A 24,132-nucleotide genomic window follows, 5' to 3' on the forward strand; every position below is an offset into this window, starting at 1 on the left:
CGCAGGTCAGCGGGGCGCGATGCCGTACAGGGCGTACTCGACGAGCTTGTCGGCGTACGCGTGGGTGAGCGGCCCCGTGCGCTGCATCCAGCGCTGGGCGAGCGGGCCCGTCCACAGTTCGAGGGCGATGCGCGGGTCGATGTGGGCCGCGATCTCGCCGCGCTCCTGGGCGGCGCGCAGGCGCTTCACGTAGTGCTGGAGCTGGGGTTCGAGGAGTTTCTCCATGAACTCGGTGCCCAGCTCCTGGTTGACGACGCCCTCGGCGGCGAGCGCGCGGGCCGGGGCGTCGAACTTGGGGTCGGTCATCTCGTCGACGGTGGCGCGCAGCACGTACTTGAGGTCGGCTTCCAGGTCGCCGGTGTCCGGGATGTCGGTCGCGGGCTCCTCGAGCCCGGCCTCCTCGCTGAGCTGGGCGTTGGCCTGTTCGGCCAGGTCGAGGAAGGCGTCGAGCAGGACGGCGCTCTTGGAAGGCCACCAGCGGTAGATGGTCTGCTTGCCGACGCCCGCGCGGGCGGCGATCGCCTCGATGGTCATCTTGCCGTAGCCGACCTCGCCGACCAGGGCGAGAGCGGCGTCGTAGATCGCGCGGCGCGAACGCTCGCTGCGGCGCGTGGAGTCAGGTGCGGTCTTCTGGGCCATACCGTCGAATGTAGCAGCGACACGAGACGCTGCGTCTCACCAACGCCGACGGCGCCCCCGACCCCCTCGCAATCCCCTCGGTAATCCCCTCGGCAATCCCCTCGATAATTCCCTCGACAAGACGGAGCGTCTCGGTTATTGTCGACGTACAACGAGACGAAACGTCTCGTGTTTGTCGGTGCGGCACCCGCGCCGGCGACCACTTCGACGACTCACGGAGGTCGCACCATGTCGCGAGGCGGATCCGGAATGCTCGGCGTCGGCGGTACCCGCAGCAACCTGTCGCGCAAGGCACTGCGCGGCGGCAAGGGCGCGGGCCGCGTCGGCGGTGGGCTCAGCCCCCAGGAACAGAAGCGTGAGCTGCTGCGCAAACTCCAGGAGGGCCGGGCGGCGAACGACGGCTCATGACGCCGGATGCCCCCGCGAACGAAAGGCTCCTGACCGCCGGAACCTCCGGTTCATGAGCAAATTCCCGTCCAGACCACAGTTCGAGCCACTCAGATCACTGCGCGAAGGCTCCTCAGACCGCACCATGGGCAGCAATAGCCCCTGCGGTTCGTGAGGAGCCTTCGTTGCGTCAAGCTGCCCGGCGCGCCACACCCCGGCGCTACCTGATGTGCCCACCGGCGCACTTCAAGGTCACGTACTCCATCAATCCGTGGATGGACCCCGCCAAACCCGTCGACGTCCCGCTGGCCATCGCCCAGTGGGAGGACCTGCGCGACCGCTACCGCGCGCTCGGCCACACCGTCGAGGAACTCGAACCCCGCCCCGATCTGCCGGACATGGTCTTCGCGGCCAACGGCGCCACCGTCGTCGACGGCCGGGTCCTCGGCGCGAGCTTCGCCTACCCCGAGCGGCAGGCGGAGGCGGCGGCCCACCTGGAGTGGTTCCGCGCGCACGGCTTCGAGCACGTGCACGAGCCGACCCACATCAACGAGGGCGAGGGCGACTTCGCCGTCACGTCCTCGTACGTGCTCGCGGGCCGCGGCTTCCGCGCCAGCCCGCTCTCGCACGGCGAGGCCCAGGAGGTCTTCGGCCGACCGGTGATCGGCCTGGACCTGATCAACCCGCGCTACTACCACCTGGACACCGCCCTCGCGGTCCTGGACGACACGGCGGACGACGTCATGTACTACCCGGGCGCGTTCTCGCCGGGCAGCCAGGCCGTGCTCAGGAAGCTGTTCCCCGACGCCCTGATCGCCGAGGAGGCGGACGCCGAGGCCCTCGGCCTCAACGCCGTGTCCGACGGTCTGCACGTGCTGCTTCCGCAGGCGGCGACCGGGCTCTTCCAGCCGCTGCGCGACCGCGGCTATGAGCCTGTCGGCATGGACTTGGGCGAGTTGCTCAAGGGCGGGGGCAGCGTCAAGTGCTGCACGCAGGAGCTGAGGCTGCGGTAGGCCGTCCTTTGGCTGCGGGCCGTCGTGGCTGGTCGCGCAGTTCCCCGCGCCCCTTCGGGGCGCTCCTCTGTGCGGGCGGCCTGTGACCGCCCGCACCTCTCCTTCAGGAGTTCAGCTCGGCCGGGCACAGCCGCCGCGGCCTGGCGTCCGTGCGCAGCTTCGCGTCGACGCAGCCGCCCGGGAGCCCGGCGCGGGCCTTCGTGCCGAAGTTGGCGGTGGCGGTCAAGGTGCCGTCGCCGAAGACCGTGCGCTGGACGGCGCGGTCGCCGGTCAGCCATCGGAACGACGTGAGCCGCTCCGTCCCCGCCGCCCGGTGCAGCGGCGCGAAGTAGCGCTGGAGGGCGGCGAGTTCCCGGCCGTGGCGGGTCAGCGCGGGCCCGTCGAGGACGTAGTTGAGCGGCCGGTTGTACAGCATCGCGAGCAGCGCGCGCCGTGTCTTCTCCGCGGGCAGCTTCTCGTACGACAGCTCCCAGCGCTCGGCGCTGACGGTCGAGCCGTGCAGGGCTGTCCCGTACAACGGGACGCGGTAGCGCGGCGCGTACATGGCCCGGCTCAGGTCGGCGGGCAGGCGCACCGGCTTGAAGAACATCTTCGGGGCGCTCTCCGGGTAGTAGCCGCCCCAGTTCTCCCGGTCCTTCTGGAAGGCCCACAGCCTGTCGGCGACGGGGGTCGCGCTGCCGTGGTCGAAGGCGATGACCTGGTTGGCCCAGGCCTGGGCGGTCTCGGAGCCGAGGACGAGGCCGGATCCGCTGATGCGGCGCATGCGCGCGAGGCGGTGGGCGCGGTCCTGGGCCCTGGTCATCGGGTGGGCCGCGGAGTGGTCGCGGAACAGCTCGCCGGTGGCGTCCACGTCGAGGAAGTAGCTGTCGGCGCCGTTGCGGACCATGGCGCGGGTGCGGTCGGCCAGGTAGTGCCGGACGGGCTCGGCGCGTTCGAAGGCGGCGGAACTCAAGTAGCAGCCCCGGCCGCCGAATCCGGTGTGCGGGGAGCCGTCGGCGTCGCGGACGCAGAAGTCCGGGTAGACGCGTCCCGGCCACACGGAGGTGGGGCTGTCGGCGGTCTTCGGGTCCTGTCCGTTGGCGAAGGTGTCGTACGGGCCCACGAGGTAGCCGGCGGCCTTCGCCGCGGCGACCGCCTTCTTGTCCATGGGGCCCGGCCCCGCGTCGTAGCCGAGCCACATCCGGTCGGCGCCGAGCGCGCGAAGCCGCCGCACCCCGGCGGCGGTACGGGCCTCGCCCCACAGGTAGGCGTGGAACGCGCCGAGGAGCCCGCGCGCCGCCGGGTTCTTCCGGAACTTCGCGCGCAGGCTGCCGAGCCGGCCGCGCTCGGCGAGGTAGGCGCGGTAGTCGGCGGCGGGTGCGACGGGGTTGCCGTCGGTCAGGGCGAGCGTGACGGTGTAGACGCGGGTGCCCTCGGCGCGGCGGAAGGCGTGCGTGGCGGTGGCGCGCAGGCGCCCGTGGGCCTTGCTGAAGGCGAGCGAGGTGCCGAGGTCGGTCGGGGTGAGGTAGCTGACGCCGTGCCGTCCGGCGGAGTACCCCCACAGCGGCAGCGTCAGGTCGGCGCCCACGTCGACGCTCGTGCCCGCGAGACGGCCGCCCCCGGAGGTCCAGAAGGGGTCGGCCACCGGGATGTCGAGCCCTTCGCCGCGCGGGAGTTGCAGGCTTGCCGAGGCCGGGGCGCCGACGCCGGTGACGGGCCAGCGCAGGGTGGTGTCGCGGCGGGCGGCGAAGCTCAGCGCGAGGCGGCCGTGGTCGGCCCGGGCGGTGACGTCGAGGCCGCGCTCGGGGTAACTCCAGCGCACCTGGCCGCCGTCGAGCCGCCGTACGGGCCCCGGCTTACCGAGCGCGGTGGCGGAAGCGGCCGAGAGCAGCCGGTCGTGGCCGTCGCGGGTGCGGGCGCGCACGGCGAGCGTGGCGGTGTCCACGACGGCGGTGCCGCCGCGGACGGCCAGTTCGACGCGGGTGCCGGGGGCGCGTTCCGGGGCGGCTTCGGCGGTGGCGCTCCCGGCGGCGAGGGTGAGGACGAGTCCTAGGGCTGTGATCTTGAGGGGCATGGTGACGTGGATAGTCACCGGTTCTAAGGGGCTTCTAAGAGCCGGGCCCGCAGCGGCGCCTAGGCCGTGGGCCAGGCGTCGCCCCAGGCGGCGTCCCGCGCCTCGCGGTAGAGGGCGCCGTGCCGCTTCGTCACGGTCTCCCGGCGCAGCGCGCCCTCCGCCTCGCACAGGTCGAGGAGGACCTGGCCCTTGCGGATCTGCGGCTTGCGGACGACGCGGCGGGGCGCGGGCGCGAGGCCGTCGGCGGCGGGGCCCGTCGCGCGGACCGCGGCGACGTAGGCGAACTTCTCGTCCTCGTACGCCAAGGAGCCGCCCTTGACCTTGCGGTGCAGCGATGACCGGCTGACCCGGGCCGAGAAGTGGCACCAGTCGCTGCCGGGCTCGATCGGGCAGGCGCCGCTGTGCGGGCAGGGCGCGGCCACCCGGAACCCGGCGGCGACGAGCTGGTCGCGGGCCTTGAGGACGCGGGCGTAGCCGTCCGGGGTGCCGGGCTCCACCACGACCACGGCGTCGGTGGCGGCGCGGGCGGCCACGTCGACGACCCAGGCCCGGTCGTCGCCGGTCAGCTCGCCGAGGACGTACGAGAGGGTGACGAGGGCGGTGGGCGCCACGGTGAGCGAGGTGCCGATGCGGGCGCGCTGCCACTGGGCGGCGGCCAGGTCGGGGTGCGCGGCGGCCAGTTCGCGGCCCAGGTCCAGGGCGGGTTCGGCCCAGTCCATGACGGTGACGGGCCGCTCCCCCGGCCAGGTGGCGCTGACCGCCCAGGTGGCGGCGCCCGTGCCGCCGCCGATGTCGGTGTGCCCGGCCGGGGCCCAGCCCGCGGGCGCCGCGGCGGCGAAGGCCCGCAGCGCGGAGCGCACGGCCTCGAAGGTGGCGGGCATCCGGTAGGCCGCGTACGCCGTGACGTCGGCGCGGTCCCGCAGGACCGGGGCCTCGGTCGGGGTGGCGCCCCGGTAGTTCGCGATCAGCCGGTCCACGGCCCTGGCCGCGGCGCGCGGAGGGAGGTCCTCCAGCAGGTCGGCGAGGGCGGTGCGGAGGGTTTCGGCGGGGGAGAGGTGGTCGTGCACCTGTCGATTTTAGGCCGGTCCCGCGGGGGCTCGGCGCCCCCGCGGGGTCAGCGGGGGCGCAGCGCCCGGGCCAGGGTGGTGGCCGCCCGGGCGCGGGGGGCGCTGGTGGCGGGCCCGCGCCGGGGGTGGACCGTGGTGGCGAGGAGGACGAGGTAGGTGTCCGTGGCGCGGTCGAGCACCAGGGACGTGCCGGTGAAGCCGGTGTGCCCGGCGGCGCCCCGGCCCGCCAGCTCCCCCATGAACCACGGCTGGTCGACGGCGAAGCCGAGCCCGGGCGGTGCCAGCATCAGGTCGACATAGGCGGGCCCCAGGACGCGGGCGGAGCCGTACGCGCCGCCGCACAGCAGCGCGCGGCAGAACACCGCGAGGTCCCGCGCGGTGGAGAAGAGCCCCGCGTGGCCCGCCACGCCCCCGAGCGCCCACGCGTTCTCGTCGTGGACCTCGCCGCGCAGCATGCCCCGGTCGGCCTTCGCCCAGGGCTTGCGCTGGTCCTCGGTGGCGGCCGCGCCGGGGCAGGGGCCGAAGCCGGTGGCGGTCATGCCGAGCGGCCGCGTGATGCCCTCGCGGACGAGCACGTCGAGCGGGCGCCCGGTGACGCGGTGCAGGACGTGCTGGAGGAGCAGCAGGTTCAGGTCGGAGTAGAGGTAGGTGCCCGGCGGGCCTGAGGGCTCCTCGGCGCGCAGCGCCCGCAGCCGCGCGGTCGCGTCGGGCAGGTCGTACAGCGGCAGCTCGGGGCGGAGTCCCGAGGTATGCGTGAGGAGTCGGCGCACGGTGACGCCGTGCGCGGCGGCGCCCGTGAACTCGGGGAGGTACCGGCCGACCGGCTCGTCGAGCCCGATGGCGCCGCGCTCCAGCTGCTGCACGGCTGCCACGGTCGTGAACAGCTTGGTGAGCGAGGCCAGGTCGAAGGGCGTGTCCACGGTCATCGGCACCCGCCGCTCGGGCGGCAGCTCGACGCCCGCGTCGGCGTGCTCGTCGTACGCGGCGTAGCGCACGGCCCAGCCCGCCGCGTCGGCCACGGCGATCACGGGGCCGCGCCCGGCGAGGACCACGGCGCCCGCGCACCAGGGCCGCGGTCCGCGCGTCAGCTCCCGTACGTCCTGGACGAGGCGGGCGAGGGCGTCGGGGTCGAGGCCCGCGCGCTCCGCGGGGCCCGGGCGCAGCGCCCGGGGCGGCGTCAGCGGTCCGCCCCCTCCGGCTCCTGCTGGGTACTGCCGCTCCGCTGCCACGGGCGGCACAGTCCCAGGAAGCAGCCGACGGCCGCAAGGCCGCACGCCAGCTGGACGACGGCCATCGGGACGGCGGTGTTCTCGCCCGCGATGCCGACCAGCGGCGAGGCGACGGCGCCGATCAGGAAGGAGGAGGTGCCGAGCAGCGCGGAGGCGGAGCCCGCGGCGTGCTTGGTGCGCATCAGCGCGAGCGCGTTGGTGTTGGGCATGGCCAGGCCCATCGCCGACATCAGGACGAAGAGCCCGGTGGCCACCGCGCCGAGGCCCACGTCGCCGAAGACGCCGCTGGTCATGAGGAGCAGCGCGGTGGCGGCGAGCGTGATGACGGCGAGCCCGAGGCCGAGGGCCTTGTCGAGGCTGACCCGGCCGACGAGGAGCTTGCCGTTGATCTGGCCGACGATGATCAGGCCGATGGAGTTCACGCCGAACAGGAGGCTGAAGGTCTGCGGCGAGGCTCCGTAGATCTCCTGGATGACGAACGGGGACGCGGAGATGTACGCGAACAGGGCGGCGAAGGCGAAGCCGCCCGCGACCATGTAGCCGGCGAAGACGCGGTCCGCGAGGAGGCCGCGCATGGTGCGCAGCGCCTCGGCGGTGCCGCCGCCGTGCCGGTCCTGGGGCGCGAGGGTCTCCGGCAGGCTCCGCCACACGAGCAGCGTCAGGGCGATGCCGACGACCGTCAGGACGACGAAGATGCCGCGCCAGTCCGTCACGCGCAGGACCTGGCCGCCGATGAGCGGCGCGACGACGGGGGCGACGCCGGAGATCAGCATCAGGGTGGAGAAGAAGCGGGCCATCTCCACGCCGTCGTACAGGTCGCGCACCACGGCCCGCGCGATCACGATCGCGGCGGCGCCGGCGAGGCCCTGGAGCAGGCGGAAGGCGATGAGCAGCTCGGCGGTGGGGGCGAGCGCGCAGATCGCGGTCGCGAGGACGTAGACGAGCAGGCCCGCCAGGAGGGGGCGGCGTCTGCCCCACTTGTCGCTCATCGGCCCCACCACGAGCTGGCCGAGCGCCATGCCCATGAGGCAGGCGGTGAGGGTGAGCTGGATGGTGGCGGCCGGGGCGTGCAGGGCGTCGGTGACCTCCGGCAGGGCCGGGAGGTACATGTCCATGGACAGCGGGGGCATGGCCGTGAGGCCGCCGAGGATGAGGGTGACGAGGGCTCCGGTCGCCACGCGCAGGGCCCCGCGGTTCGCGGGGTCCACGCCCTCCCGGGCCGCGGCGCCCCCGCCGCCTATGTGCCCGTCGGACTGTGTGCCCGTCCCCTGCCCGCGCTCGGCCATCGCGCCCCTCCCGGTAGTTGTCACGTCCCCCTATCGTCGCAGGCGCCGAGGAGTGCCCTCGCGGGGCGCCCCAGGCCCACCCCTTCCCGATCCTGGGGGCTCCGCCCCCAGACCCCCGCTCCTCAAACGCCGGAGGGGCTGAAATCGCTGCCGCAACCGGCGACAGTTTCAGCCCGTCCGGCGTTTGAGGACGAGGCCGCGGGCCGATCAGGCCGGTCCAGAGTCAGGCCTCCGCGTCCCGGAGGGCGCGCCTCCGGGAGGCCACCAGCGCGGCCGTCGCGACCCCCGTGGCGAGCAGGGCCGCCGGTGCCATCCAGGGCCGGTTGAGGACGTCGCCGATGGCGTGGTCGGCGGAGAGGCGGCCGGGTCCGGTGACGGCGAGCGCCGCCGACACGAGCCCGAGTACGGCCGGGTACTCGAAGCCGCCGCCCTGGTTGAAGAAGCCGTTGGGGGCGTGCACGGGCGCCGCCCCCGCCATCGCGCCCGCCGCGGCGGCCCCGGCCGCGGGCGTGGCGAGGCCGAGCGCGAGGAGCGTGCCCCCGCCCGCCTCCGCTAGCCCCGCGAGCACGGCGTTGACCTTGCCCGGCCGGTAGCCGACGGACTCGAAGTACGCGCCGGTGCCCTCGACCCCGCCGCCCCCGAACCAGCCGAGCAGCTTCTGCGAGCCGTGCGCGGCGAGCACCGCGCCCGTGCCGGTGCGGAGCAGCAGCAGGCCGATGTCACGCCGGTCGGGGCGGCAGCGGGGGTGGGAGCGGCGACAGGTCACGGCGGCCTCCAGGGCGGGCTCGGGGCAGGGGCCCCGGAGAGGCGCGCCCCGGGCAGGGGCGCGCTCCGTGACCCCCGGTCCCCTCCACCGTCCACCGGGCGGGCCCCGCGCACCCGGTGCGGCCCGCCGTCCGGGTGAGCGGCCGCCGGGGCGTGCGGAGCGGCCGGGACGGTCACAGGGCGTGCGAGGCGGCCGGGGCGGTCACGGAGCGTGCGGGCGCCGGTGGCGGGAGCGGGGCCCCGGTGTGACCGTGGACGCATGACGATTCCGGTGAACCAGCTCAGCGACCCGACGGTGAGGGCCTTCGTCACCGCCCTGAACGCGGGCGACAGGTCCGCCCTGACGGGCCTGCTCGCGCCCGGCGCGACCATGTCCGACGACGGCTCGGACCGGGACCTCCAGGACTGGCTGGAGCGCGAGGTCTTCTCCTCCAACGGCCACATGGACGTGGAGTCGGAGGCGGACGAGGGCCGCGCGCTCGTGGCCGACTACCGCAACGACACCTGGGGCGCGATGCGCACCAAGTGGCAGTTCACGGTGGACGGCGGGAAGGTGTCCCGCTTCGAGACCGGTCAGGCCTGAACCACGGCCGGAGGTCAGCCCGGGATGCGCACCGCCGCGCCCGACACGCGCACCCGGGCGTCCCCTTCGCGCAGCGTCACCGTGAGGACTCCGGGGCGCCCCATGTCCGCGCCCTGGTGGAGGGTCAGCTCCGCCGCGGCGGGCACCAGGCCGAGTTCGCGCGCGTAGGCGCCGAACGCCGCCGCTGCCGCGCCGGTCGCGGGGTCCTCGACGACGCCGCCGACGGGGAACGGGTCCCGTACGTGGTAGACGGACGGGGTCTCCCGCCAGACCAGCTGGACCGTCGTCAAATCGAGCCGCAGCATCAGGGACCTCAGCCGCTCGAAGTCGTAGTCCAGGTCGGCGAGCCGCTCGCGCGTGGCCGCCGCGAGGACCAGGTGCCGGGCGCCCGCGAAGGCGATGCGCGGCGGCAGCTCCGCGTCGAGGTCGGCCGCCGCCCAGCCGAGGGCGGCCAGGGCCTCGGTGACGTCGTCGGCGGGGGCCTCGCTCACCTTCGGCTCGACGCTGGTGAGAGTGGCGCGCAGCGTCCCGTCGACCGCCGCGACGGTGACCGGGACGGACCCGACCCGCGTGTCGAACACGAAGTCGCCCGCCCCGTCGCGGTCGGCGAGGGCGACCGCCGTGGCCACGGTGGCGTGGCCGCAGAAGGGGACCTCCGCCTGCGGGCTGAAGTACCGCACGGTGAAGGTGCGGCCCTCGGGCCCGAGGCCCGCGGGTCCCGGCGTCAGGAAGGCCGTCTCGCTGTAGCCGAGGTCCGCGGCGATCGCGAGCATCCGCGTGTCGTCGAGCCCGTCGGCGTCGAGGACGACTCCGGCCGGGTTGCCGCCGTCGGGGTCGGTGGCGAAGGCCGTGTAGCGCAGGATGCCGGTGGCTCGGGCGTGCTGGTCCGGTGTGCTCATGCCGGACGACAACCGCCGTGCGTCCGTGATCATTCCCGGACGCACGGCGGCGTGTGCGCGAGCCCGCGCGGGCTCAGTGGCAGTTCTTGGCGCCCCGGTCGCGGGTGGTCCAGGAGCAGGAGTCGAGCTGCGTGCCGTTCGGCTTGATCAAGCGGGCCTTGTCGCTGGTGTTGTTCCACACGTGCCAGCCGCGGCCCCAGTAGCGCACCCCGGAGGCGTTGGTGCCCTTGCCGGTGCGGACCTTCACGGTCTTGCCCGCGCCTATCTTGTAGCTGCCGAAGGTGTAGGTGTAGTTGGTGTTGTCCTTCAGCTTGTAGCCCTTGAGCTGGATCGGGCTGCCGGAGCTGTTGTGGATGTTCACCCACTCGCCGTTGACCGAGGCGCGGGCGGTGGTGTCCCGGCCCGGGCTGTCGTACTGGATGTAGCCGAGGTGCAGGCCGCCCTGGTGGCGGGGGGCCGCGGTCGCCGGGGCCGCGGTGAGAAGCGGGGCCGCGAGGGCGGTGGCGGCGAGGGCGGCCGTGACTGCCGAACGTATGCGCAACGTGTGCTCCGTGTACTCGATGTGTTCCGTGCGTTACGTGTGCTCCACGTGTTCCGCGTGTGAAGTTTCCGTGGAGAGCTGCTGAGCCTAGCGGGAGGCATGGGGCCCCCGAGCCGGATTCCGGCAGCTGGCCGGAACCTGGTCCCGCAGTTCGTACGAAATCCGTAGGGGCGTCAGCCGCGCCTGGGCACAAGGCAGTTCGCCACCCACCACGTCCGGCGTAGGGCGGTCAGCCGCGCCCGATGTACGGCATCGCCGTCGCGAGCACCGTGGCGAACTGGAGGTTGGCCTCCAGGGGCAGCTCCGCCATGTGCCGCACCGTGCGCGCCACGTCGGCCGCGTCCATCACCGGCTCGACCGCGAGTTCCCCGTTGGCCTGGAGGACCCCGGAGGTCATGCGCGCGGTCATGTCCGTCGCCGCGTTGCCGATGTCGATCTGGCCGACGGCGATGCGGTACGGACGCCCGTCCAGGGACAGGGACTTGGTCAGGCCCGTGAGGGCGTGCTTGGTGGCGGTGTACGCGACGGAGTGCGGGCGCGGCACGTGCGCGGAGATCGAGCCGTTGTTGATGATCCGGCCGCCCTGCGGCGCCTGCTCCTTCATCTGCCGGAACGCGGCCTGTGCGCACAGGAAGGCCCCGTTGAGGTTGGTGTCGACGACGTGGCGCCAGGCGTCGTACGGCAGCTCCTCGACGGGCACGCCGCCGGGCCCGAACGTGCCGGCGTTGTTGAAGAGCAGGCCGAGCCGCCCGAACCGCTCGCGCACGGCGGCGAAGAGGGCGGCCACGTCGTCCGGCGCGGCAACGTCGGTCCGCACGCACAGCGCCCGTTCGCGGACGGCGTCCCCCTGGTCGGCCGCGGCCAGGTCGAGCGTCTCGCGCAGCGTGGTGTCGCGGCGGCCCGCGAGCGCCACCGACCAGCCCGCGCGCAGGAGTTCCACGGCGACGGAGCGGCCGATTCCGGAGCCCGCGCCCGTGACGACGGCGGTCTTCGCGGCGGCTTCCGGAGCCGCGTGCCGGGTGGCGTCCGGGGCCACCTCACGGGCTGGGCCCGGAGCCGCCTCACGGGCGGCGCCCGAGGCTGTCTCACGGGCGGTGCCCGAGGCTGTCTCACGGGCGGTGCCCGAAGCTGCCGCCCGGGCCGCGTCGGGGGCCTCCTGAGGGTCCGTCCGATGGCCCTGATGAGCCGTCCGGGAGGCGTCGGAAGGGGCCGTTCGCTCAGCGTTCATGGCCCCGCAGCGTACGGGAGGGTCCGCAACTCGGACATCATCTGCTCGCCATATGGCTGTTGTGTACGCGACAGTCCATCGTCGTCCCTCAGCACTCCAATGCACCGTACAGCCATTGTCCGGGAGGGGCACATGTCAGCTTCAGGTCACCACGCACCCGAACTCCGCGCAGCGGCACGCCACTTGGGCCGCCGCCGCTTCCTGACCGGCACGGGCGCGGCCGCCGCGCTCGCCTTCGCGACCAACCTGCCCACGGCGGGTGTCGCGGGCGCCGCCGAGCTGGACGCCGCACGCGTCTTCGACGACCCGTTCACCCTGGGCGTCGCGTCCGGCGACCCGCAGCCCGGCTCCGTGCTCCTGTGGACCCGCCTCGCGCCCCGGCCGTACGAGGAGAACGGCGGCCTGCCCGCGAAGCGCGTCACCGTCCACTGGGAGCTGGCCCGCGACCCGCGCTTCCGCCGCGGCGTCAGACGCGGCACGGCGACCGCGCACCCCGAGTTCAACCACTCCGTGCACGTCCAGGTCGACCACCTCGACGCCGACCGCGCGTACTACTACCGCTTCCGCACCGGCAAGTGGACCTCCGACACCGGCCGCACCCGCACCGCGCCGCACCCGCACGGCCGCACCGGCGCCCTCACCCTGGCCGCCGTGTCCTGCCAGGCGTACCACGACGGCTACTTCACCGCGTACAAGCACCTCGCGCAGGACGACGTCGACGTCGTCTTCCACCTCGGGGACTACCTCTACGAGTACGCCGTGAACTCCGCGGGCGGCGCCCGCAAGTACACCGACCGCGTCCTGCCCGCCGTCTTCAACCGCGAGACGCAGACCCTGGACGACTACCGCCGCCGGTACGCGCTCTACAAGTCCGACCCCGACCTGCGGGCCGCGCACGCCGCGCACCCCTTCGTCGTCACCTGGGACGACCACGAGGTCGAGAACAACTACGCCGACGACGTCGACGAGAACGGCAACCCGCCCGAGGAGTTCCTGCTGCGCCGCGCCTCCGCGTACCGCGCGTACTGGGAGAACCAGCCGCTGCGCCGCCCGCAGCGGCCCACCGGCTCCGACATGCAGCTCTACCGCAGGCTTCAGTGGGGCCGCCTCGCGCAGTTCGACATCCTCGACACCCGGCAGTACCGGTCCGACCAGGCCTACGGGGACGGTGCGCACGTGCCCGGGCCCGAGTCGCTCGACCCCAAGCGGACGATCACCGGGGCAGGACAGGAGCGCTGGCTCATCGACGGCTGGCGCCGCTCGCGCGCCCTGTGGAACGTCGTCCCGCAGCAGGTCACCTTCTCCCAGCGCAAGCTCGACCTGAACCCCGTCGCCAAGGTCAGCATGGACGCCTGGGACGGCTACGCGGCCTCCCGGCAGCGGGTCCTCGCCGGGGCGAAGTCCGCGGGCGTCGAGAACCTCATGGTCCTCACCGGTGACGTGCACGTCGGCTACGCCTTCGACATCCTCGACGACTTCGACAAGCCCTCGTCGAAGGTCGTCGGTACGGAGATCGTCGCGACGTCCATCGCCAGCGGCAAGGACGGCGCGGAGCGGCCCGCCAACTGGGAGACGTACATGAAGGCCAATCCGCACCTGAAGTTCTACAACGGGCGGCGCGGCTACGTCACCGTCGCCCTGGGCCGCGACGAGGCTCGCGCGGACTTCAAGACGGTGTCCGCGGTGACGACACCCGGCGCCCCGCTGACGACGGCGGCGTCCTTCGTGACGGAGGCGGGCGACCCGGGCCTGAAGCCGGCGTAGCCCCCAGGAAAAGCGGCCGGCTGAGCCGCCGCTAGCCGCGCCCGAACCAGTGCTCGGCCAGCGCGTCGAGCGTCGGTTCGGGCGGGGCGGGCAGTTCGCGCAGGTACCAGGGCAGGTTGCCGTAGACGTGCAGCAGCGTGAGGGCGAGGAGGTGGCGGGGCTCGAAGTCGCGGCCGTACGCCGCCATGAGGCGAGCCAGGAGCCGGGGGTCGGCGCGCGTGACGAACAGGCCGACGGCCACGAAGTCGTACGCCGGGTCGCCGATCATCGCGGGCTCGAAGTCGAAGAGCCCGGTCAGCTCCCGGCGGCCGTCGGGCCCGGGCGCGGTGAGCAGGTGCTCGCGCATGAACTCGGTGTGCAGCAGGGCACGGCGGGCCCCGGCCGGCGGCCCCACCGCGTCGAGGAAGTCCGGGATCTGCTCCAGCCAGTGCTCGGGAAGCCCCTTCGCGCGCTGCCGCTGGACGGCGCCCGCCCGCTGCCGGGCCAGGAACGCGTCCCAGTCGCCGGGCCCGAGGGCGTCCGCGAGCGGCGCGTGATCGAGGGCGTGCAGCGCGGCGAGCGCCTCCCCGGCCCGCTCGGCGAGCCGCTCCCGGCCGGCCGCGGGCAGGCGCGGCCAGGCGCGGTGCAGGCCCTCGCCGGGCAGCCGGGACATCAGGACGTAGCGCCAGCCGTTCTCGTACGCGCCGGAGGCGTGGACCTCAGGGGTCGCGACGGGGAGGCGGCCGTGCACGTGGGCGAGGACGCGGGCCTCGGTGACGCCGTCGTCGGCCGCCGTGGCGGGGAAGAGCTTGAGTACGAGGTCGTCGCCGACGGCGTAGACCGGCTGGGAGCCCTCGCCGAAGCGGACCAGCGGCGCGCCGCCGACGCCCAGCCGGGCGCACAGGTCCCGCGCGCCGGGCCGCATCACGGCCTCGTCCGGGACGATCGCGTCCCATTCCTCGTCGGTGCGTACGGGAGGCAGCATGATCGGAAACGTAGGCGGGGCGCGGGGGTGGCGGCAACGGGATTACGCGTGCGGGCGCCGCCGCCCGCCGTCCGGGCGGCGGCGCCCCGCGGTGGCTGGTCAGCCAGGACGGTCAGGCCTGGCGGTCGGCCCTGGCGGTCGGCCCGGGCGGTCGGCCCGGGCGGTCGGCCCGGGCGGTCGGCCCGGGCGGTCAGAAGACGAACGGCCCCGGCTTCTGCTCCGAGGTCGCGTTGCAGGTCACGGTGATGCCGAAGACCACGATCGTGAGCGACTTGGCCGCGAGGCGGTCACCGGCCGCGACGGTGCCCTTGAGCGGGCCGCTGGATATGGGGCTGCCCGCCGGGATGGCCGGGTTGGCGTTGCCGGTGAACGTGGTGGTGCCGGTGCCGTTCTTGGTGAGGGTGAGGGTGGAGTTGACCGCGCCCGCGCCGATGGCGACCGGGGCGGTGATCGCGGACGTGGACAGCTCGATGGTGGCGCTGGTGCCGTTCTGCGCGGCCTTGAGGGTGGCCGCGCCGGCGCCGAACGAGCCGCACTCGAAGTCGATGGTCGCCGTCTGCGGGTCGACGGCGGGCGCGGAGGCGGCGGTGGCGGGGGCGAGGGCGCTCAGCGCGAGCGCGCCGGTGCCGAGTGCCGCAGCGAGGGCGATTCTGCCGTGCCTCATGGGATGGCCTGCCTTCACATGGGGGGAGTGTGGGGTGCCGCATCGCCGAACACGCTCCCGCACGGTGGCGGCTGACGGTATGTCAGCGATCCGGGTTGGAGGCATTGAGGCACGCTCCCCCGGAGGTCACAAGACACACCTCCTTGATTTTTGACATGTCACGACCAAAACCGGCCGAGCCGTCGGCGCTCGCCCTTCCGCCACCTGGCGCACGCGCCGGAGTGAACATCGTGAACGCGCCCCGTCATGCTATGAACACACCGGTGAACGGCTACCATCGCCAGGACCGTCAACACCGTCAGCGCGGCGCACCACTCCCCGGCCCCGGCCGGACCCGCCGCCACGACCCCTGTGACTCGCCTGTGACTCGACCTGGAGGGCTCCCCGTGTCCGAACCGCGCCTGGGTGTGGCCATCGTGACCATGGGCAACCGCCCCAAGGACGTCGACGCCCTCCTGGAGTCCGTCGCCAAGCAGGACGTCCCGCCCACCCGGGTCGTCATCGTGGGCAACGGCACCGAGCTGCCGGACTTCCCCGCCTACCCCGGCGAGGTCACCACGATCGCGCTCGACGAGAACCTGGGCTGCCCCGGCGGGCGCAACGTGGCCCTGCGCCGCCTCCGCGAGTTCGGCGACGTCGACGTGGCGGTCGAGCTGGACGACGACGGGCTGCTCGTCGACCCCGACGTGTTCCGCACCATCCAGCGCCTGTTCGCCGAGGACCCGCGCCTCGGCGTCGTCGGCTTCCGCATCGCCGACGAGCACGGCGAGACCCAGCGCCGCCACGTGCCGCGCCTGCGCGCCAAGGACCCCATGCGCCGGGGCCTGGTCACGTCCTTCCTCGGCGGCGGCCACGCCTTCTCCATGGAGATGCTGGAGCGGACCGGCGACTGGCCCGCGGACTTCTTCTTCACGCACGAGGAGACCGACCTCGCCTGGCGCGCCCTCGACGCCGGCTGGAAGGTCCTGTACGAACCCTCGCTGCTGCTCCAGCACCCCAAGACGTCCCCCGCCCGGCACGCCGTCTACTACCGCATGACGGCCCGCAACCGCGTCTGGCTCGCCCGCCGCCGCCTGCCCCTGCCCCTCGTCCCCGTCTACCTGACGGTCTGGACCCTCCTCACCCTCGCCCGCACCCGCTCCGCGGGCGGCCTGCGCGCCTGGGCGGGCGGCTTCGCCGAGGGCGTACGCACGTCGTGCGGGGAGCGGCGCCCCATGACCTGGCGCACGGTATGGCTGATGACGAAGCTGGGCCGCCCGCCAGTCATCTGAGCCTCACCGCCACCGGCCTCGGCGGCCGTCCACCCCCTGCGGACCGTTCCAGTGAAGCCACAGGCCCGCCCTGCCGCACCACAGCTCCCGCCAGGTGACCTCCGCCCGTCGCACACCGGACATGCAGCCAAGCCCCGTCCGTCAGACCAAGGCCATCTCTCAGGCGTGCCGCACGTACCTGGGCTGAACTCCTTCACCTCGTGTCGAGCCGGTACCTGAGCCAGGAACGAGCCGCTTCCTCCATCGTTCGGAGCCAGTCGGCCTGAGAGGCCAGGCCTCGTTGTCGGTACATACGCCAAGTGGCTCTGGCGAAGGCGTCGATCGCCTTCGGGTCTGCGGCCTCCCAGGCAGGGCATCGGGCAGCCCAAGATTCCGCGTCGGCTGGCAGATGCCCAGCGGTGATCAGCTGAATCACCAGCAAGGCAGGATCGATGAAGCCCGATCCACACGACGGCCACGACCAGTCGACAATCCACACCCGGTCGGGTCCGATCATGATGTTGCTGGGGTTGATATCCGAGTGGATCAGCGTGTTGCCCCGCAGCAGAGCAGTCTCAGAGTCACTACTGGTGAAGTCGTCCCACCGGTCTTCCGCCCAGTCCTTCGCGACTTCAGGAAGTTCCAGTTCTGCGATCTGGTTCAGCGCCTCGACAACTGCATGCAGGTCTGACGATCCCGGTTCGAAACGCGATGGCCTGCCCTCGACGGCTTCGAACCCGAGGATGATCCATCCGTCCTCGTCTCCGCCAGCGCTCCACACCAATGAAGGAGACAGAGGCTGTACGTACGAGTTGATCGCCCGCTCCCGGAGAAGGGATTCCTTCCGCCCTCCGGGAAGGTTGAACATGGCCTTGACGAAGAACCGGCCTTTCTCGCCTTCCAGAACTGCGGCGAAGTCCGAACTGAACCCACGGGCCGGAGCCTGGATGTAACTGACTGCTCCCGTGTGCGGGTGAATCAGTTCCTCGAAGTGCGCATCAGGGAGGCCGTCCATGCCGGTTCTCCTCGTACGTCAGTTCCTGGGCTTGCACTCACTGGGTGGGGTACCCGGGCGGCACACGGCATTCGGCTCGCACCGGGGATCGCACGGGTTCTGCGGGACGCAGTCAGGACGGCACGCTTTGTCCTTCCCTCTCACTGCGCCTTCGATCAAGGCCACCGCCCTAGCCAAAGCGGGACCACCCAGGATAGAGGCCAGCGAAGCGTCTCGGACGTTGCCGACACGCATCCAGGTAGAGAACACGCACGGCGCCACCTCGCCGTCGGGGCCGATCGAGGCCCTGCCGTCACCGCACTTGCCGCACAGGTTCGACGCGTCCGGCTCCTGACCGCCGCACGCCCGCCCGAACTCGCGGACGCGATCGGTGCCGATCGTCTTCACGCCCATCTCCCGCAGGTCGCGCTCCGCTGCCTGGATGTGCCTCTTCTTGTTCCCGACGATCCCGACACGGATCGGGATGCCCAGACCGAGGGCCTTGACGATGTTGTCGCGAGTCCTGGCGTGGCTTGGACGACGCGTTACCTGGTTGTGCCGCTCGGGCTTGTTCGAGTAGTACGAGGTAGCGAGGGACATGCCTTCTTCCTGGAGCACCGCCCACCAGGAGTCCGGGACGTGCACCAAGTTGGTGTAGACCTCCACCCGCATCTCGAGGGTCAGCGCGTGTTCCGCGACCTCGATCGCGTGGGGGTACATGGTCGGCTCTCCACCGATCAGCGTGACGTGGCCGACGCCGACTTTCGCCGACTGCTCCAGAACACTGAACCAGTCGGCCCGGGACATCGTGCCGTGTTCGCCGTACGGTCCTGACGAGTTGTAGCAGTGCACGCAATTGAGTTGGCACTTCCGTGTCACGTCGAGCCATACCTGCTTCGGGGCTTCACCGGTAACACGCGTTCCGTGATCGATGCAGACATGCTCACTCTCCTTTGATTGAAGGCGTGCCTGTCGGTTCAGGCTCGGTTCGCGGAGGCTCCGCGAACCGAGCCAGGAGCCGCCTCAGCGCACAGGCGCCGGTCCTGCTCCCGTGCCTCGCGGTTCGGCCCCTGAGTTCTCCCCGCGGTGGGCGTCAGCGTCCCCATGCGCTCACCCTCCCCTCGGGGATTGGTATGTCGCACTGACTGCTGTCATATCCCCGCCTCAGGCGGAATGACGGATAGGGCCCGCTCACCGTGCTGGGCTCGCAGCAGGGTGGAGGAAGGAGCATGTCACGTGAGCGGGGCCATACTGTCCGGCGCAAGCGGCCGGGCATTGTGGCTACGCCCCGGCGGCTTCGCCGAATACGTAAAAGGGCATCCTCTTCGCCCACGCGTGGGCTTTCACAGCGTTATGGATGCGCCGCACCTGGTAGCCCAGGGCGAAGTTGTCCAGCCGGCTCATAGGAATCCAGGCGAGGCCTGCCAGCTCGTTTCGAGCCGTGTCCGGCAGGGCGATGCCCGCAGCTACCTCAGCCGACAACTGTCCGCCGTCACAGACGAAGTTGATGCCCTCGGCGCTGCTGCCGTCCTCGCCTTCGGGCACCTGGTCCACACAGAGGAAATGCGTGATCGACAGTGTCAGACCGGTCTCTTCCCGCACCTCGCGCACCGCAGCGTCTGCGATGGGTTCGCCCTTGTGCGCGGTCCCGCCAGGCAGTTGCCACCGATACGTTCGTCAGCGTGCTTGTACTTCGGCTTGACCATCAGTACGTCACCCTCTGCATTGCGAATGAGGGCTTCGCATCCGAGTCGCCTCGGGGGCTGGTCACCAGAGTTCAGGTCGCGGTGCACGATTGCTCCATTTTCGTGGTTTCGAAGCCGAGTCACACGGAGCGGCCGAAGGCGATCACCATGAGCAGTACGGCGCGGACGACGAAGCACACTCCGGCGATGACGACCCCCGTGACTCCGCAGCCGCCAGAGCCGCCGACCCGAGCCTCGGCGACCTTCACAGGTCGAACCTCGTGAGATCGACTCGAACGGCTGTGGCAAGGTCGTTCACAGAGACGGCGGGGCTCAGGTTCCGTCGCTCGGCGTCCCAGGAAACGCCGTCACGGGAACGGATCCGGACGAACGTCCCTTCGGCATCCACGACCTTCCCCACCGACCTCTTCGCCGAGTCGTAGACCATCTGCCCTCGGTCCGGGTTCACAGCAGCCTCCCGAGACCGCCCTCGACGGCCCGCAGGACCTGCGGCGTTGATGGGTCGAACACGAGAGGAAGCCAGTCCGGCGCCTGCCCCCAGAAGCCGCCCGCCTGTATGAGCGCCGCCATCTCTTCGATCTCACCCATCCGCTCCAGGGCGGTACTGCGTTGCTCATCGGCCATGGCGTCACTCCATCTGATGATCGACCGCGTTCCCTCGCGATCTCCCCTTACCTCTACGCAACCGCACGGCCACGCTCAGCGGTACCGTGGAAGCGGAGCGGATGTATGAAAGCCATGAACGCCGCACTGTCTGGCGGGAGTTGAGGCATGACGAGGCGTACAGGTAAGCCGAACGTGGGCCTGGAAGGACTGCTCCATCAGGCGAAATGGAGCCGCTCGCAGTTCGCGATCATCGTGAACCGACTCGGCGCTGAAGCCGGTTTGGCTCTCCGCTACGACCAATCGGCCGCCTCTCACTGGGTTCGCGGTACGGTGCCGAACGCCCCGGTCAGGAGAGTGATCGTTGAGGCGTTCTCTCGGAAGTTGCAGCGCCCCGTGACGCATGCGGAGGCAGGACTTCCGATTCCGCCGTCCGACCAAGCTCCGCAAGGAATCGACACTGTGGAACAACTCGTCGATCTAGGGAGGGCCGATATGGACCCCACGCGACGTGGTCTCATTGCCGCAAGCGGGCTTTTCTCCGCAGCCTTGGCGGTGCCACTGTTCGCCGACGTGGCGCATGCCGCACAAGTCGCCCCAGTGAAGCTTGGCAAGGCAACAGTTCGGATCGGTCCGGCCCAAGTCGAGTCGGTTCGCAGGATGACGGACAAGATCGCGGATATTCTCGACGAGCTTGGAGGGGCGCACGCTCGTCCCATGGCTGGCGCGTTTCTGGTCAACACGGTGGGGCCATGGTTACAGGCCGAGGCTTCCGAGACTGTCAGAAAGGACATGTTCGCGGCAGCCTCCGACCTGACTTACCTCACCGGGTGGATGGCGATGTACGAGCGGGACCACCACACTGCGCAGGACTATTACACCCGGGCGCTGGAACTCGCCGGTTACGCAGACGATCACGTGACCTACTGCCGGACTCTGCGAGGAATGAGCCTTCAGGCAACCAACCTTGGGTACGGAGCCCGCGCCGTGCGACTCGCTGATTCAGCGGCAGAGGCCGCACCGAAGGCTGGTCCGAGGCTCCGAGCATTCCTCACCGGACAGCAGGCCCATGCCGCTTCGATGGTCGGTGACCACAGGCGCGCCCGTCGCCTCTTGGCGGAGACCGAAACGTCCCTGATGCGTGCGGACAACCGCCGGGAGTCGATCGGGGGCTACGACCAGTCCGCGTACGCCTTCCACGTGTCCCACGTGCTGTACGAAGGGAATGATCTCCCCGGCTCAATTGGGGCACTCCAGCAGGCTCTGAAGGTGCAGCCCAAGAACGAGCGTCAAGGTCGGGTGCACTTCAATGCCGTTCTCGCCCAGCGCCAGTTGCAGCATGGACATCTGGACGCGGCATGCGAGTCGTGGAGGCGGTTCCTCAACGACTACGAACACATCTCCTCCGCACGAGGGGACGAGCACTTCGAGACCATGCAACTTCGCCTCAACCCCCATCGACGCGCGCGATCAGTCAAGGCGCTGTCCACTCGAATCGCCGAAGTGGCGGCGCTGAAAGGCTAACTGCTGCCCGAGCCTCGCCCCTTCCGACAGGGGCGGGGCTCTCAGCCCTCAGGCAGCGTCGCACTCGTGTGGCCGCCCGCGTCATTCGGCCCATCGAGGGTTATCGAGCAGCCGCACGGCGTCTGGCAGCCCTGCCCGGCTCAGGGACTCGATCACGTTCCGGTCGAAGTGCGCGAGGCTCGAGATCTCGTCTCGCGACGCGAAAACTGCCCCCTGGACGCCGCCACACGATCGCCACACGACATACAGGACCAGGCCTGAGCAGTCGCAACGAGTGCGTGGGCCTCGCAGGTGGCGCTGACATCGGAAAGGCTCCCTGACCAGGGAAATACCAGGTCAGAGAGCCTGAGTGGCAGACGAGTCGGGCTGTACGCCGGGTTCTGTCGCCCGGGCGCCTCGCGGCGGCCGGGGAGACGGCCATCCATCTAGGGCCGGCGTTGCCGCCGGCCTCGTGCGGTCTACCCGCGGACTCGGGCGGGCAGCCCTCGGTCGTCCGCGCAGAACCGCCCCTTTTCACAAAGCGGCGTTTCCTTTTGACCTTGCTCCAGGTGGGGTTTACCTAGCCGCCTGAGTCACCTCAGGCGCTGGTGGTCTCTTACACCACCGTTTCACCCTTACCGAGGACCGGAGTCCTCGGCGGTCTGTTTTCTGTGGCACTGTCCCGCGGGTCACCCCGGGTGGCCGTTAGCCACCACCTTGCCCTGTGGAGCCCGGACGTTCCTCGGAGAGGTCCGCAAGGACCTCCACGCGGCCGTCCGCCCGGCTCGTCTGCCGTGTCGACCATGGTACCCGCCGTGGCCCGCCCCCCGGCGCCGAGGCGGCCGTGGCCAGGAACGAGCCCGCCAGGATCAGGGTGAAGGCGGCCCAGAAGGAGGGGGTGAGGTGTTCGGAGAGGAAGGCGACGCCCGCGACCGCCGCCACCGCCGGGTTGACGTAGGTGAAGACGACGGCCCTGGTCGGGCCCGCCTCGTGGATGAGTTCCAGGAAGACCACGAAGGCCAGGGCCGTGCAGATGACGCCGAGGCCCGCCAGGGCGGCGAGCGTCCTGGTGTCGGGGACCTCGCTCGGCCAGGTCGCCGCCGCCGCGGGCGCGTACACCACCGCCGCGAGCGCCAGGCAGGGGGCGATCAGCTGGAGCGTGGGCACCTGCCGGAGGTGGCGTGCCACGATCAGCGGGGCCGTGGCGTAGCCCAGCGCGGTGATCAGGACCTCGGTGAGGGACCACGCGTCGCCGCCCGTCAGCCGCGGCACGGTCAGGACGGCGACCCCCGCGAAGCCCAGGCCGAGGCCCGTCAGGCGGCGGCCGCCGAGGCGTTCGGTGTCGCCGAAGAAGCGGGCGAGGGCCGCGCCGATGATCGGCACGGCGGCGATGAGCAGGCCCGCCGTGGAGCTGGACAGATGCCGTTCGGCGTCGGTCAGGGTCCACCAGGGGCCGAGGATCTCCACGGCGGCGAAGGCCAGCATCGGGCGCCAGTGGGCTTTCAGTACGCGGGGCAGACCGCCCTGGCGTATCGCGAAGGGCAGCAGCAGCGCGGCGCCGAGCGCACAGCGCGTGAACACCACCATGGACGGTGTCAGATCACTGTCGACCGCCACTTTGATCATCAGGTACGGGATGCCCCACAGGACACCCATGAGCGAGAAGAGAAACCAGCCTCGTGCCGTCATGCCCGCAGTGTGCGGACGGCGGGCGGGGGGCGTCTTGAACGTTGTTGCAGGCCCGGGCCCCGGGGGGCGCGCGCCGGGCTCAGGGCGTGGCCACCCCGCGCACGCTCCTGCGGTACGCCGCCGGCGTCACCCCTAGCACCCGCCGGAACCAGCGCGTCAGATGGGCCTGGTCGGCGAAGCCCACCTGGGCCGCGGCCTCCGCCGGCCTGCGTCCCGCCTCCAGGAGCGCGCGGGCCCGGGCGACGCGGTGCTGGGCCAGCCAGGCGTAGGGCGGCATCCCCATCGTCGTACGGAAGGCTCGCAGCAACTGGTAGCGGGACAGGCCCGTCTCGGCGGCGAGCTGGGTGAGCGTGGGCGGGGTGCTGAGGTCGTCCGCCAGGCGGTCGCGGACCGCGAGGGCTATGGAGGCCGCGCCCGGGACAGTGCCGGGGGCGGGGCGCGCGCTGCCGTGGCGGCGGGCCAGCGTGCTGAGCAGCCAGGCGATCCGGGCCTCGGCGGCGAACGTGGTGAGGGGGTCGGTGCCCCCGCCCGCGCTCAGCTGGGTGTGCGCCGCGTACAGGGCCGCCGCCAGCTGGCTGTCGTCCACGACCGCCTCCCTGAAGTGCGGCAGGTCCCTGGTCGCTTCGGCCAGGAGGTGCGGGGCCGGGTACATCGCTCGGTACGCGTAGCCGTCGCCCAGGGCGGGGCGGCCGGTGTGGGGCTCGCCGGGGGCGAGGACGACCACGGCGCCGGGGCCGATGTCGAGGCGGCCGCCCCGGTAGTCGATGATCTCGCTGCCCGCCACACAGACGCCGACGGTGAACTCCTCGTGGGAGTGGGGGGCGTAGCGGTGCCGGTCGAAGCGGGCGGTGAGCAGGTCGAGCGTGGCTCCGCCCCCCAAGGGGGCCCGGGTCCAGATCGCGCGCTCGCCCGCGCCGCGTTCGCTCTGTCCGCGAAGGCTCGCGCCGCCCGTGCTTTCTGTGCCGCCCATCCCCCGTCGCCCCCTCGTACCCGTACCCGTGCCCGTACCCGTGCCCGTATCCGTACCTGTGCCGCGCTGTGTCGTCGTATGCCTGCGCGTGCGTCGTGGCTGGTCGCGCAGTTCCCCGCGCCCCTTACGGGGCGCTCCCCTCGTACGCCGTCCGCAGCCGAAGGCGCGATCGTACGAGACGCGGGCGCGAAGCCGACCGCGGGGCGCCCTGCTCAGGCCGAAGAAGGGGGCTCCGGCGAACCAGCCGACGCGGAGCGCGACGCGCGAGGCGGTGCGGGCGGGCGCATTCAGGGCGGGCACGAAGCCGGGGCGAGACGGAGGCTTGACCTTGCCGC

The 24,132-nt window shown here is 72.0% G+C and carries 24 protein-coding genes, 1 other RNA gene and 1 pseudogene; 6 read left to right on the plus strand and 20 right to left on the minus strand.

The annotated features are described in order from the left end of the window. Positions 1 to 6: 6 nt before the first annotated feature. Positions 7 to 639 carry a TetR/AcrR family transcriptional regulator gene (locus AC07GB_RS17695; RefSeq protein ID WP_478846311.1) on the minus strand — a complete coding sequence of 211 codons (633 nt, stop codon included), beginning with the start codon at positions 637 to 639 and terminating at the stop codon, positions 7 to 9. A 228-nt stretch (positions 640 to 867) separates the two neighbouring features. Between AC07GB_RS17695 and AC07GB_RS17700 the strand changes: the two genes are divergently transcribed. Together AC07GB_RS17700 and ddaH are read left to right on the plus strand one after the other, a co-directional pair. After that, on the plus strand, positions 868 to 1,047 hold the full coding sequence (locus AC07GB_RS17700) for a DUF6243 family protein (protein WP_478846313.1): 180 nt from the start codon (positions 868 to 870) through the stop codon (positions 1,045 to 1,047). Positions 1,048 to 1,211: 164 nt separating this feature from the next. Further along, entirely contained in the window at positions 1,212 to 2,039 is an 828-nt protein-coding gene (gene ddaH / locus AC07GB_RS17705; RefSeq protein WP_478846315.1) for a dimethylargininase, read from the plus strand. Between the two features lie 103 nt (positions 2,040 to 2,142). On the opposite strand, the gene AC07GB_RS17710 is transcribed toward ddaH, so the two are convergent. From AC07GB_RS17710 to AC07GB_RS17730, 5 genes are all read right to left on the minus strand, one after another. Continuing rightward, on the minus strand, positions 2,143 to 4,092 hold the full coding sequence (locus tag AC07GB_RS17710; protein WP_478846317.1) for a glycoside hydrolase: 1,950 nt from the start codon (positions 4,090 to 4,092) through the stop codon (positions 2,143 to 2,145). 59 nt (positions 4,093 to 4,151) lie between these two features. Then, positions 4,152 to 5,159: a small ribosomal subunit Rsm22 family protein gene (locus tag AC07GB_RS17715; protein ID WP_478846319.1), complete on the minus strand. Its 1,008-nt coding sequence runs from the start codon at positions 5,157 to 5,159 to the stop codon at positions 4,152 to 4,154. A 47-nt stretch (positions 5,160 to 5,206) separates the two neighbouring features. Next, entirely contained in the window at positions 5,207 to 6,388 is a 1,182-nt protein-coding gene (locus tag AC07GB_RS17720) for a serine hydrolase domain-containing protein (RefSeq protein WP_478846321.1), read from the minus strand. After that, positions 6,337 to 7,674, minus strand: coding sequence for a multidrug effflux MFS transporter (locus tag AC07GB_RS17725; protein ID WP_478846496.1), 1,338 nt, complete (start codon positions 7,672 to 7,674; stop codon positions 6,337 to 6,339). The genes AC07GB_RS17720 and AC07GB_RS17725 overlap by 52 nt, the downstream gene beginning before the upstream one ends. A 223-nt stretch (positions 7,675 to 7,897) precedes the next feature. Next, positions 7,898 to 8,440, minus strand: coding sequence for a DoxX family protein (locus AC07GB_RS17730; RefSeq protein ID WP_478846323.1), 543 nt, complete (start codon positions 8,438 to 8,440; stop codon positions 7,898 to 7,900). A 258-nt stretch (positions 8,441 to 8,698) separates the two neighbouring features. Here AC07GB_RS17730 and AC07GB_RS17735 point away from each other — a divergent pair, with 258 nt between their 5' ends. Further along, positions 8,699 to 9,022 (plus strand): nuclear transport factor 2 family protein, encoded by a 324-nt coding sequence (locus AC07GB_RS17735; RefSeq protein WP_478846325.1) that lies wholly within the window; start codon positions 8,699 to 8,701, stop codon positions 9,020 to 9,022. 14 nt (positions 9,023 to 9,036) lie between these two features. Here the strand turns inward: AC07GB_RS17735 and AC07GB_RS17740 are convergent, their stop codons facing one another. From AC07GB_RS17740 to AC07GB_RS17750, 3 genes are all read right to left on the minus strand, one after another. Next, on the minus strand, positions 9,037 to 9,921 hold the full coding sequence (locus AC07GB_RS17740; RefSeq protein ID WP_478846327.1) for a PhzF family phenazine biosynthesis protein: 885 nt from the start codon (positions 9,919 to 9,921) through the stop codon (positions 9,037 to 9,039). 73 nt (positions 9,922 to 9,994) lie between these two features. After that, the gene (locus AC07GB_RS17745; RefSeq protein ID WP_478846329.1) at positions 9,995 to 10,462 is read right to left on the minus strand and encodes a lamin tail domain-containing protein; all 468 of its coding nucleotides are present in this window, start codon (positions 10,460 to 10,462) and stop codon (positions 9,995 to 9,997) included. A 229-nt stretch (positions 10,463 to 10,691) separates the two neighbouring features. After that, positions 10,692 to 11,498 (minus strand): SDR family oxidoreductase, encoded by an 807-nt coding sequence (locus AC07GB_RS17750; protein WP_478846498.1) that lies wholly within the window; start codon positions 11,496 to 11,498, stop codon positions 10,692 to 10,694. Positions 11,499 to 11,822: 324 nt separating this feature from the next. Between AC07GB_RS17750 and AC07GB_RS17755 the strand changes: the two genes are divergently transcribed. Beyond that, positions 11,823 to 13,454, plus strand: a complete 1,632-nt coding sequence (locus tag AC07GB_RS17755) for an alkaline phosphatase D family protein (RefSeq protein WP_478846331.1) — start codon at positions 11,823 to 11,825, stop codon at positions 13,452 to 13,454. A 31-nt stretch (positions 13,455 to 13,485) separates the two neighbouring features. Here AC07GB_RS17755 and AC07GB_RS17760 read toward each other — a convergent pair whose 3' ends face one another. Together AC07GB_RS17760 and AC07GB_RS17765 are read right to left on the minus strand one after the other, a co-directional pair. After that, the gene (locus AC07GB_RS17760; protein WP_478846333.1) at positions 13,486 to 14,418 is read right to left on the minus strand and encodes a phosphotransferase family protein; all 933 of its coding nucleotides are present in this window, start codon (positions 14,416 to 14,418) and stop codon (positions 13,486 to 13,488) included. A gap of 190 nt (positions 14,419 to 14,608) precedes the next feature. Further along, positions 14,609 to 15,082, minus strand: a complete 474-nt coding sequence (locus tag AC07GB_RS17765; protein ID WP_478846335.1) for a hypothetical protein — start codon at positions 15,080 to 15,082, stop codon at positions 14,609 to 14,611. A 386-nt stretch (positions 15,083 to 15,468) separates the two neighbouring features. On the opposite strand from AC07GB_RS17765, the gene AC07GB_RS17770 reads away from it, so the two are divergent. Next, positions 15,469 to 16,353 (plus strand): glycosyltransferase family 2 protein, encoded by an 885-nt coding sequence (locus AC07GB_RS17770; protein WP_478846337.1) that lies wholly within the window; start codon positions 15,469 to 15,471, stop codon positions 16,351 to 16,353. 193 nt (positions 16,354 to 16,546) lie between these two features. On the opposite strand, the gene AC07GB_RS17775 is transcribed toward AC07GB_RS17770, so the two are convergent. The 6 genes from AC07GB_RS17775 to AC07GB_RS17800 all read right to left on the minus strand — a co-directional run bounded on the left by AC07GB_RS17775 (position 16,547) and on the right by AC07GB_RS17800 (position 19,656). Further along, entirely contained in the window at positions 16,547 to 17,347 is an 801-nt protein-coding gene (locus tag AC07GB_RS17775; protein ID WP_478846339.1) for a protein kinase, read from the minus strand. Between the two features lie 18 nt (positions 17,348 to 17,365). Then, entirely contained in the window at positions 17,366 to 18,205 is an 840-nt protein-coding gene (locus AC07GB_RS17780) for a radical SAM/SPASM domain-containing protein (RefSeq protein WP_478846341.1), read from the minus strand. 402 nt (positions 18,206 to 18,607) lie between these two features. Further along, positions 18,608 to 18,985, minus strand: a complete 378-nt coding sequence (locus AC07GB_RS17785; RefSeq protein WP_478846500.1) for an NUDIX domain-containing protein — start codon at positions 18,983 to 18,985, stop codon at positions 18,608 to 18,610. A gap of 166 nt (positions 18,986 to 19,151) precedes the next feature. After that, positions 19,152 to 19,280 carry a hypothetical protein gene (locus AC07GB_RS17790; protein WP_478846343.1) on the minus strand — a complete coding sequence of 43 codons (129 nt, stop codon included), beginning with the start codon at positions 19,278 to 19,280 and terminating at the stop codon, positions 19,152 to 19,154. Beyond that, complete coding sequence (locus tag AC07GB_RS17795; RefSeq protein ID WP_478846345.1) at positions 19,277 to 19,480, minus strand: hypothetical protein; 204 nt, start codon at positions 19,478 to 19,480, stop codon at positions 19,277 to 19,279. Before AC07GB_RS17795 ends, AC07GB_RS17790 begins: the two co-directional genes overlap by 4 nt. Beyond that, positions 19,477 to 19,656: a hypothetical protein gene (locus AC07GB_RS17800; RefSeq protein WP_478846347.1), complete on the minus strand. Its 180-nt coding sequence runs from the start codon at positions 19,654 to 19,656 to the stop codon at positions 19,477 to 19,479. The genes AC07GB_RS17795 and AC07GB_RS17800 overlap by 4 nt, the downstream gene beginning before the upstream one ends. Before the next feature lie 147 nt (positions 19,657 to 19,803). Between AC07GB_RS17800 and AC07GB_RS17805 the strand changes: the two genes are divergently transcribed. Beyond that, entirely contained in the window at positions 19,804 to 21,159 is a 1,356-nt protein-coding gene (locus tag AC07GB_RS17805) for a hypothetical protein (RefSeq protein WP_478846349.1), read from the plus strand. A gap of 353 nt (positions 21,160 to 21,512) precedes the next feature. Here the strand turns inward: AC07GB_RS17805 and rnpB are convergent. The 3 genes and pseudogenes from rnpB to AC07GB_RS17820 all read right to left on the minus strand — a co-directional run bounded on the left by rnpB (position 21,513) and on the right by AC07GB_RS17820 (position 23,797). Next, positions 21,513 to 21,926, minus strand: an RNA gene (gene rnpB / locus AC07GB_RS17810) — RNase P RNA component class A. Positions 21,927 to 22,044: 118 nt separating this feature from the next. Beyond that, positions 22,045 to 22,827: pseudogene (locus AC07GB_RS17815) on the minus strand (DMT family transporter); the annotation flags it as partial. A gap of 79 nt (positions 22,828 to 22,906) precedes the next feature. After that, the gene (locus AC07GB_RS17820; RefSeq protein WP_478846351.1) at positions 22,907 to 23,797 is read right to left on the minus strand and encodes an AraC family transcriptional regulator; all 891 of its coding nucleotides are present in this window, start codon (positions 23,795 to 23,797) and stop codon (positions 22,907 to 22,909) included. Between the last annotated feature and the right edge of the window lie 335 nt (positions 23,798 to 24,132).

It is taken from the genome of Streptomyces sp. NPDC045778, from assembly GCF_056431945.1.

Excerpts from the sequence above, each read along its gene's own strand:
- AC07GB_RS17695 (WP_478846311.1), bottom strand. The coding sequence starts at position 639 with ATGGCCCAGAAGACCGCACCTGACTCCACGCGCCGCAGCGAGCGTTCG.
- AC07GB_RS17700 (WP_478846313.1), top strand. The coding sequence starts at position 868 with ATGTCGCGAGGCGGATCCGGAATGCTCGGCGTCGGCGGTACCCGCAGC.
- AC07GB_RS17710 (WP_478846317.1), bottom strand. The coding sequence starts at position 4,092 with ATGCCCCTCAAGATCACAGCCCTAGGACTCGTCCTCACCCTCGCCGCC.
- AC07GB_RS17725 (WP_478846496.1), bottom strand. The coding sequence starts at position 7,674 with ATGGCCGAGCGCGGGCAGGGGACGGGCACACAGTCCGACGGGCACATA.
- AC07GB_RS17735 (WP_478846325.1), top strand. The coding sequence starts at position 8,699 with ATGACGATTCCGGTGAACCAGCTCAGCGACCCGACGGTGAGGGCCTTC.
- AC07GB_RS17740 (WP_478846327.1), bottom strand. The coding sequence starts at position 9,921 with ATGAGCACACCGGACCAGCACGCCCGAGCCACCGGCATCCTGCGCTAC.
- AC07GB_RS17755 (WP_478846331.1), top strand. The coding sequence starts at position 11,823 with ATGTCAGCTTCAGGTCACCACGCACCCGAACTCCGCGCAGCGGCACGC.
- AC07GB_RS17760 (WP_478846333.1), bottom strand. The coding sequence starts at position 14,418 with ATGCTGCCTCCCGTACGCACCGACGAGGAATGGGACGCGATCGTCCCG.
- AC07GB_RS17765 (WP_478846335.1), bottom strand. The coding sequence starts at position 15,082 with ATGAGGCACGGCAGAATCGCCCTCGCTGCGGCACTCGGCACCGGCGCG.
- AC07GB_RS17775 (WP_478846339.1), bottom strand. The coding sequence starts at position 17,347 with ATGGACGGCCTCCCTGATGCGCACTTCGAGGAACTGATTCACCCGCAC.
- AC07GB_RS17800 (WP_478846347.1), bottom strand. The coding sequence starts at position 19,656 with ATGGCCGATGAGCAACGCAGTACCGCCCTGGAGCGGATGGGTGAGATC.
- AC07GB_RS17805 (WP_478846349.1), top strand. The coding sequence starts at position 19,804 with ATGACGAGGCGTACAGGTAAGCCGAACGTGGGCCTGGAAGGACTGCTC.
- AC07GB_RS17820 (WP_478846351.1), bottom strand. The coding sequence starts at position 23,797 with ATGGGCGGCACAGAAAGCACGGGCGGCGCGAGCCTTCGCGGACAGAGC.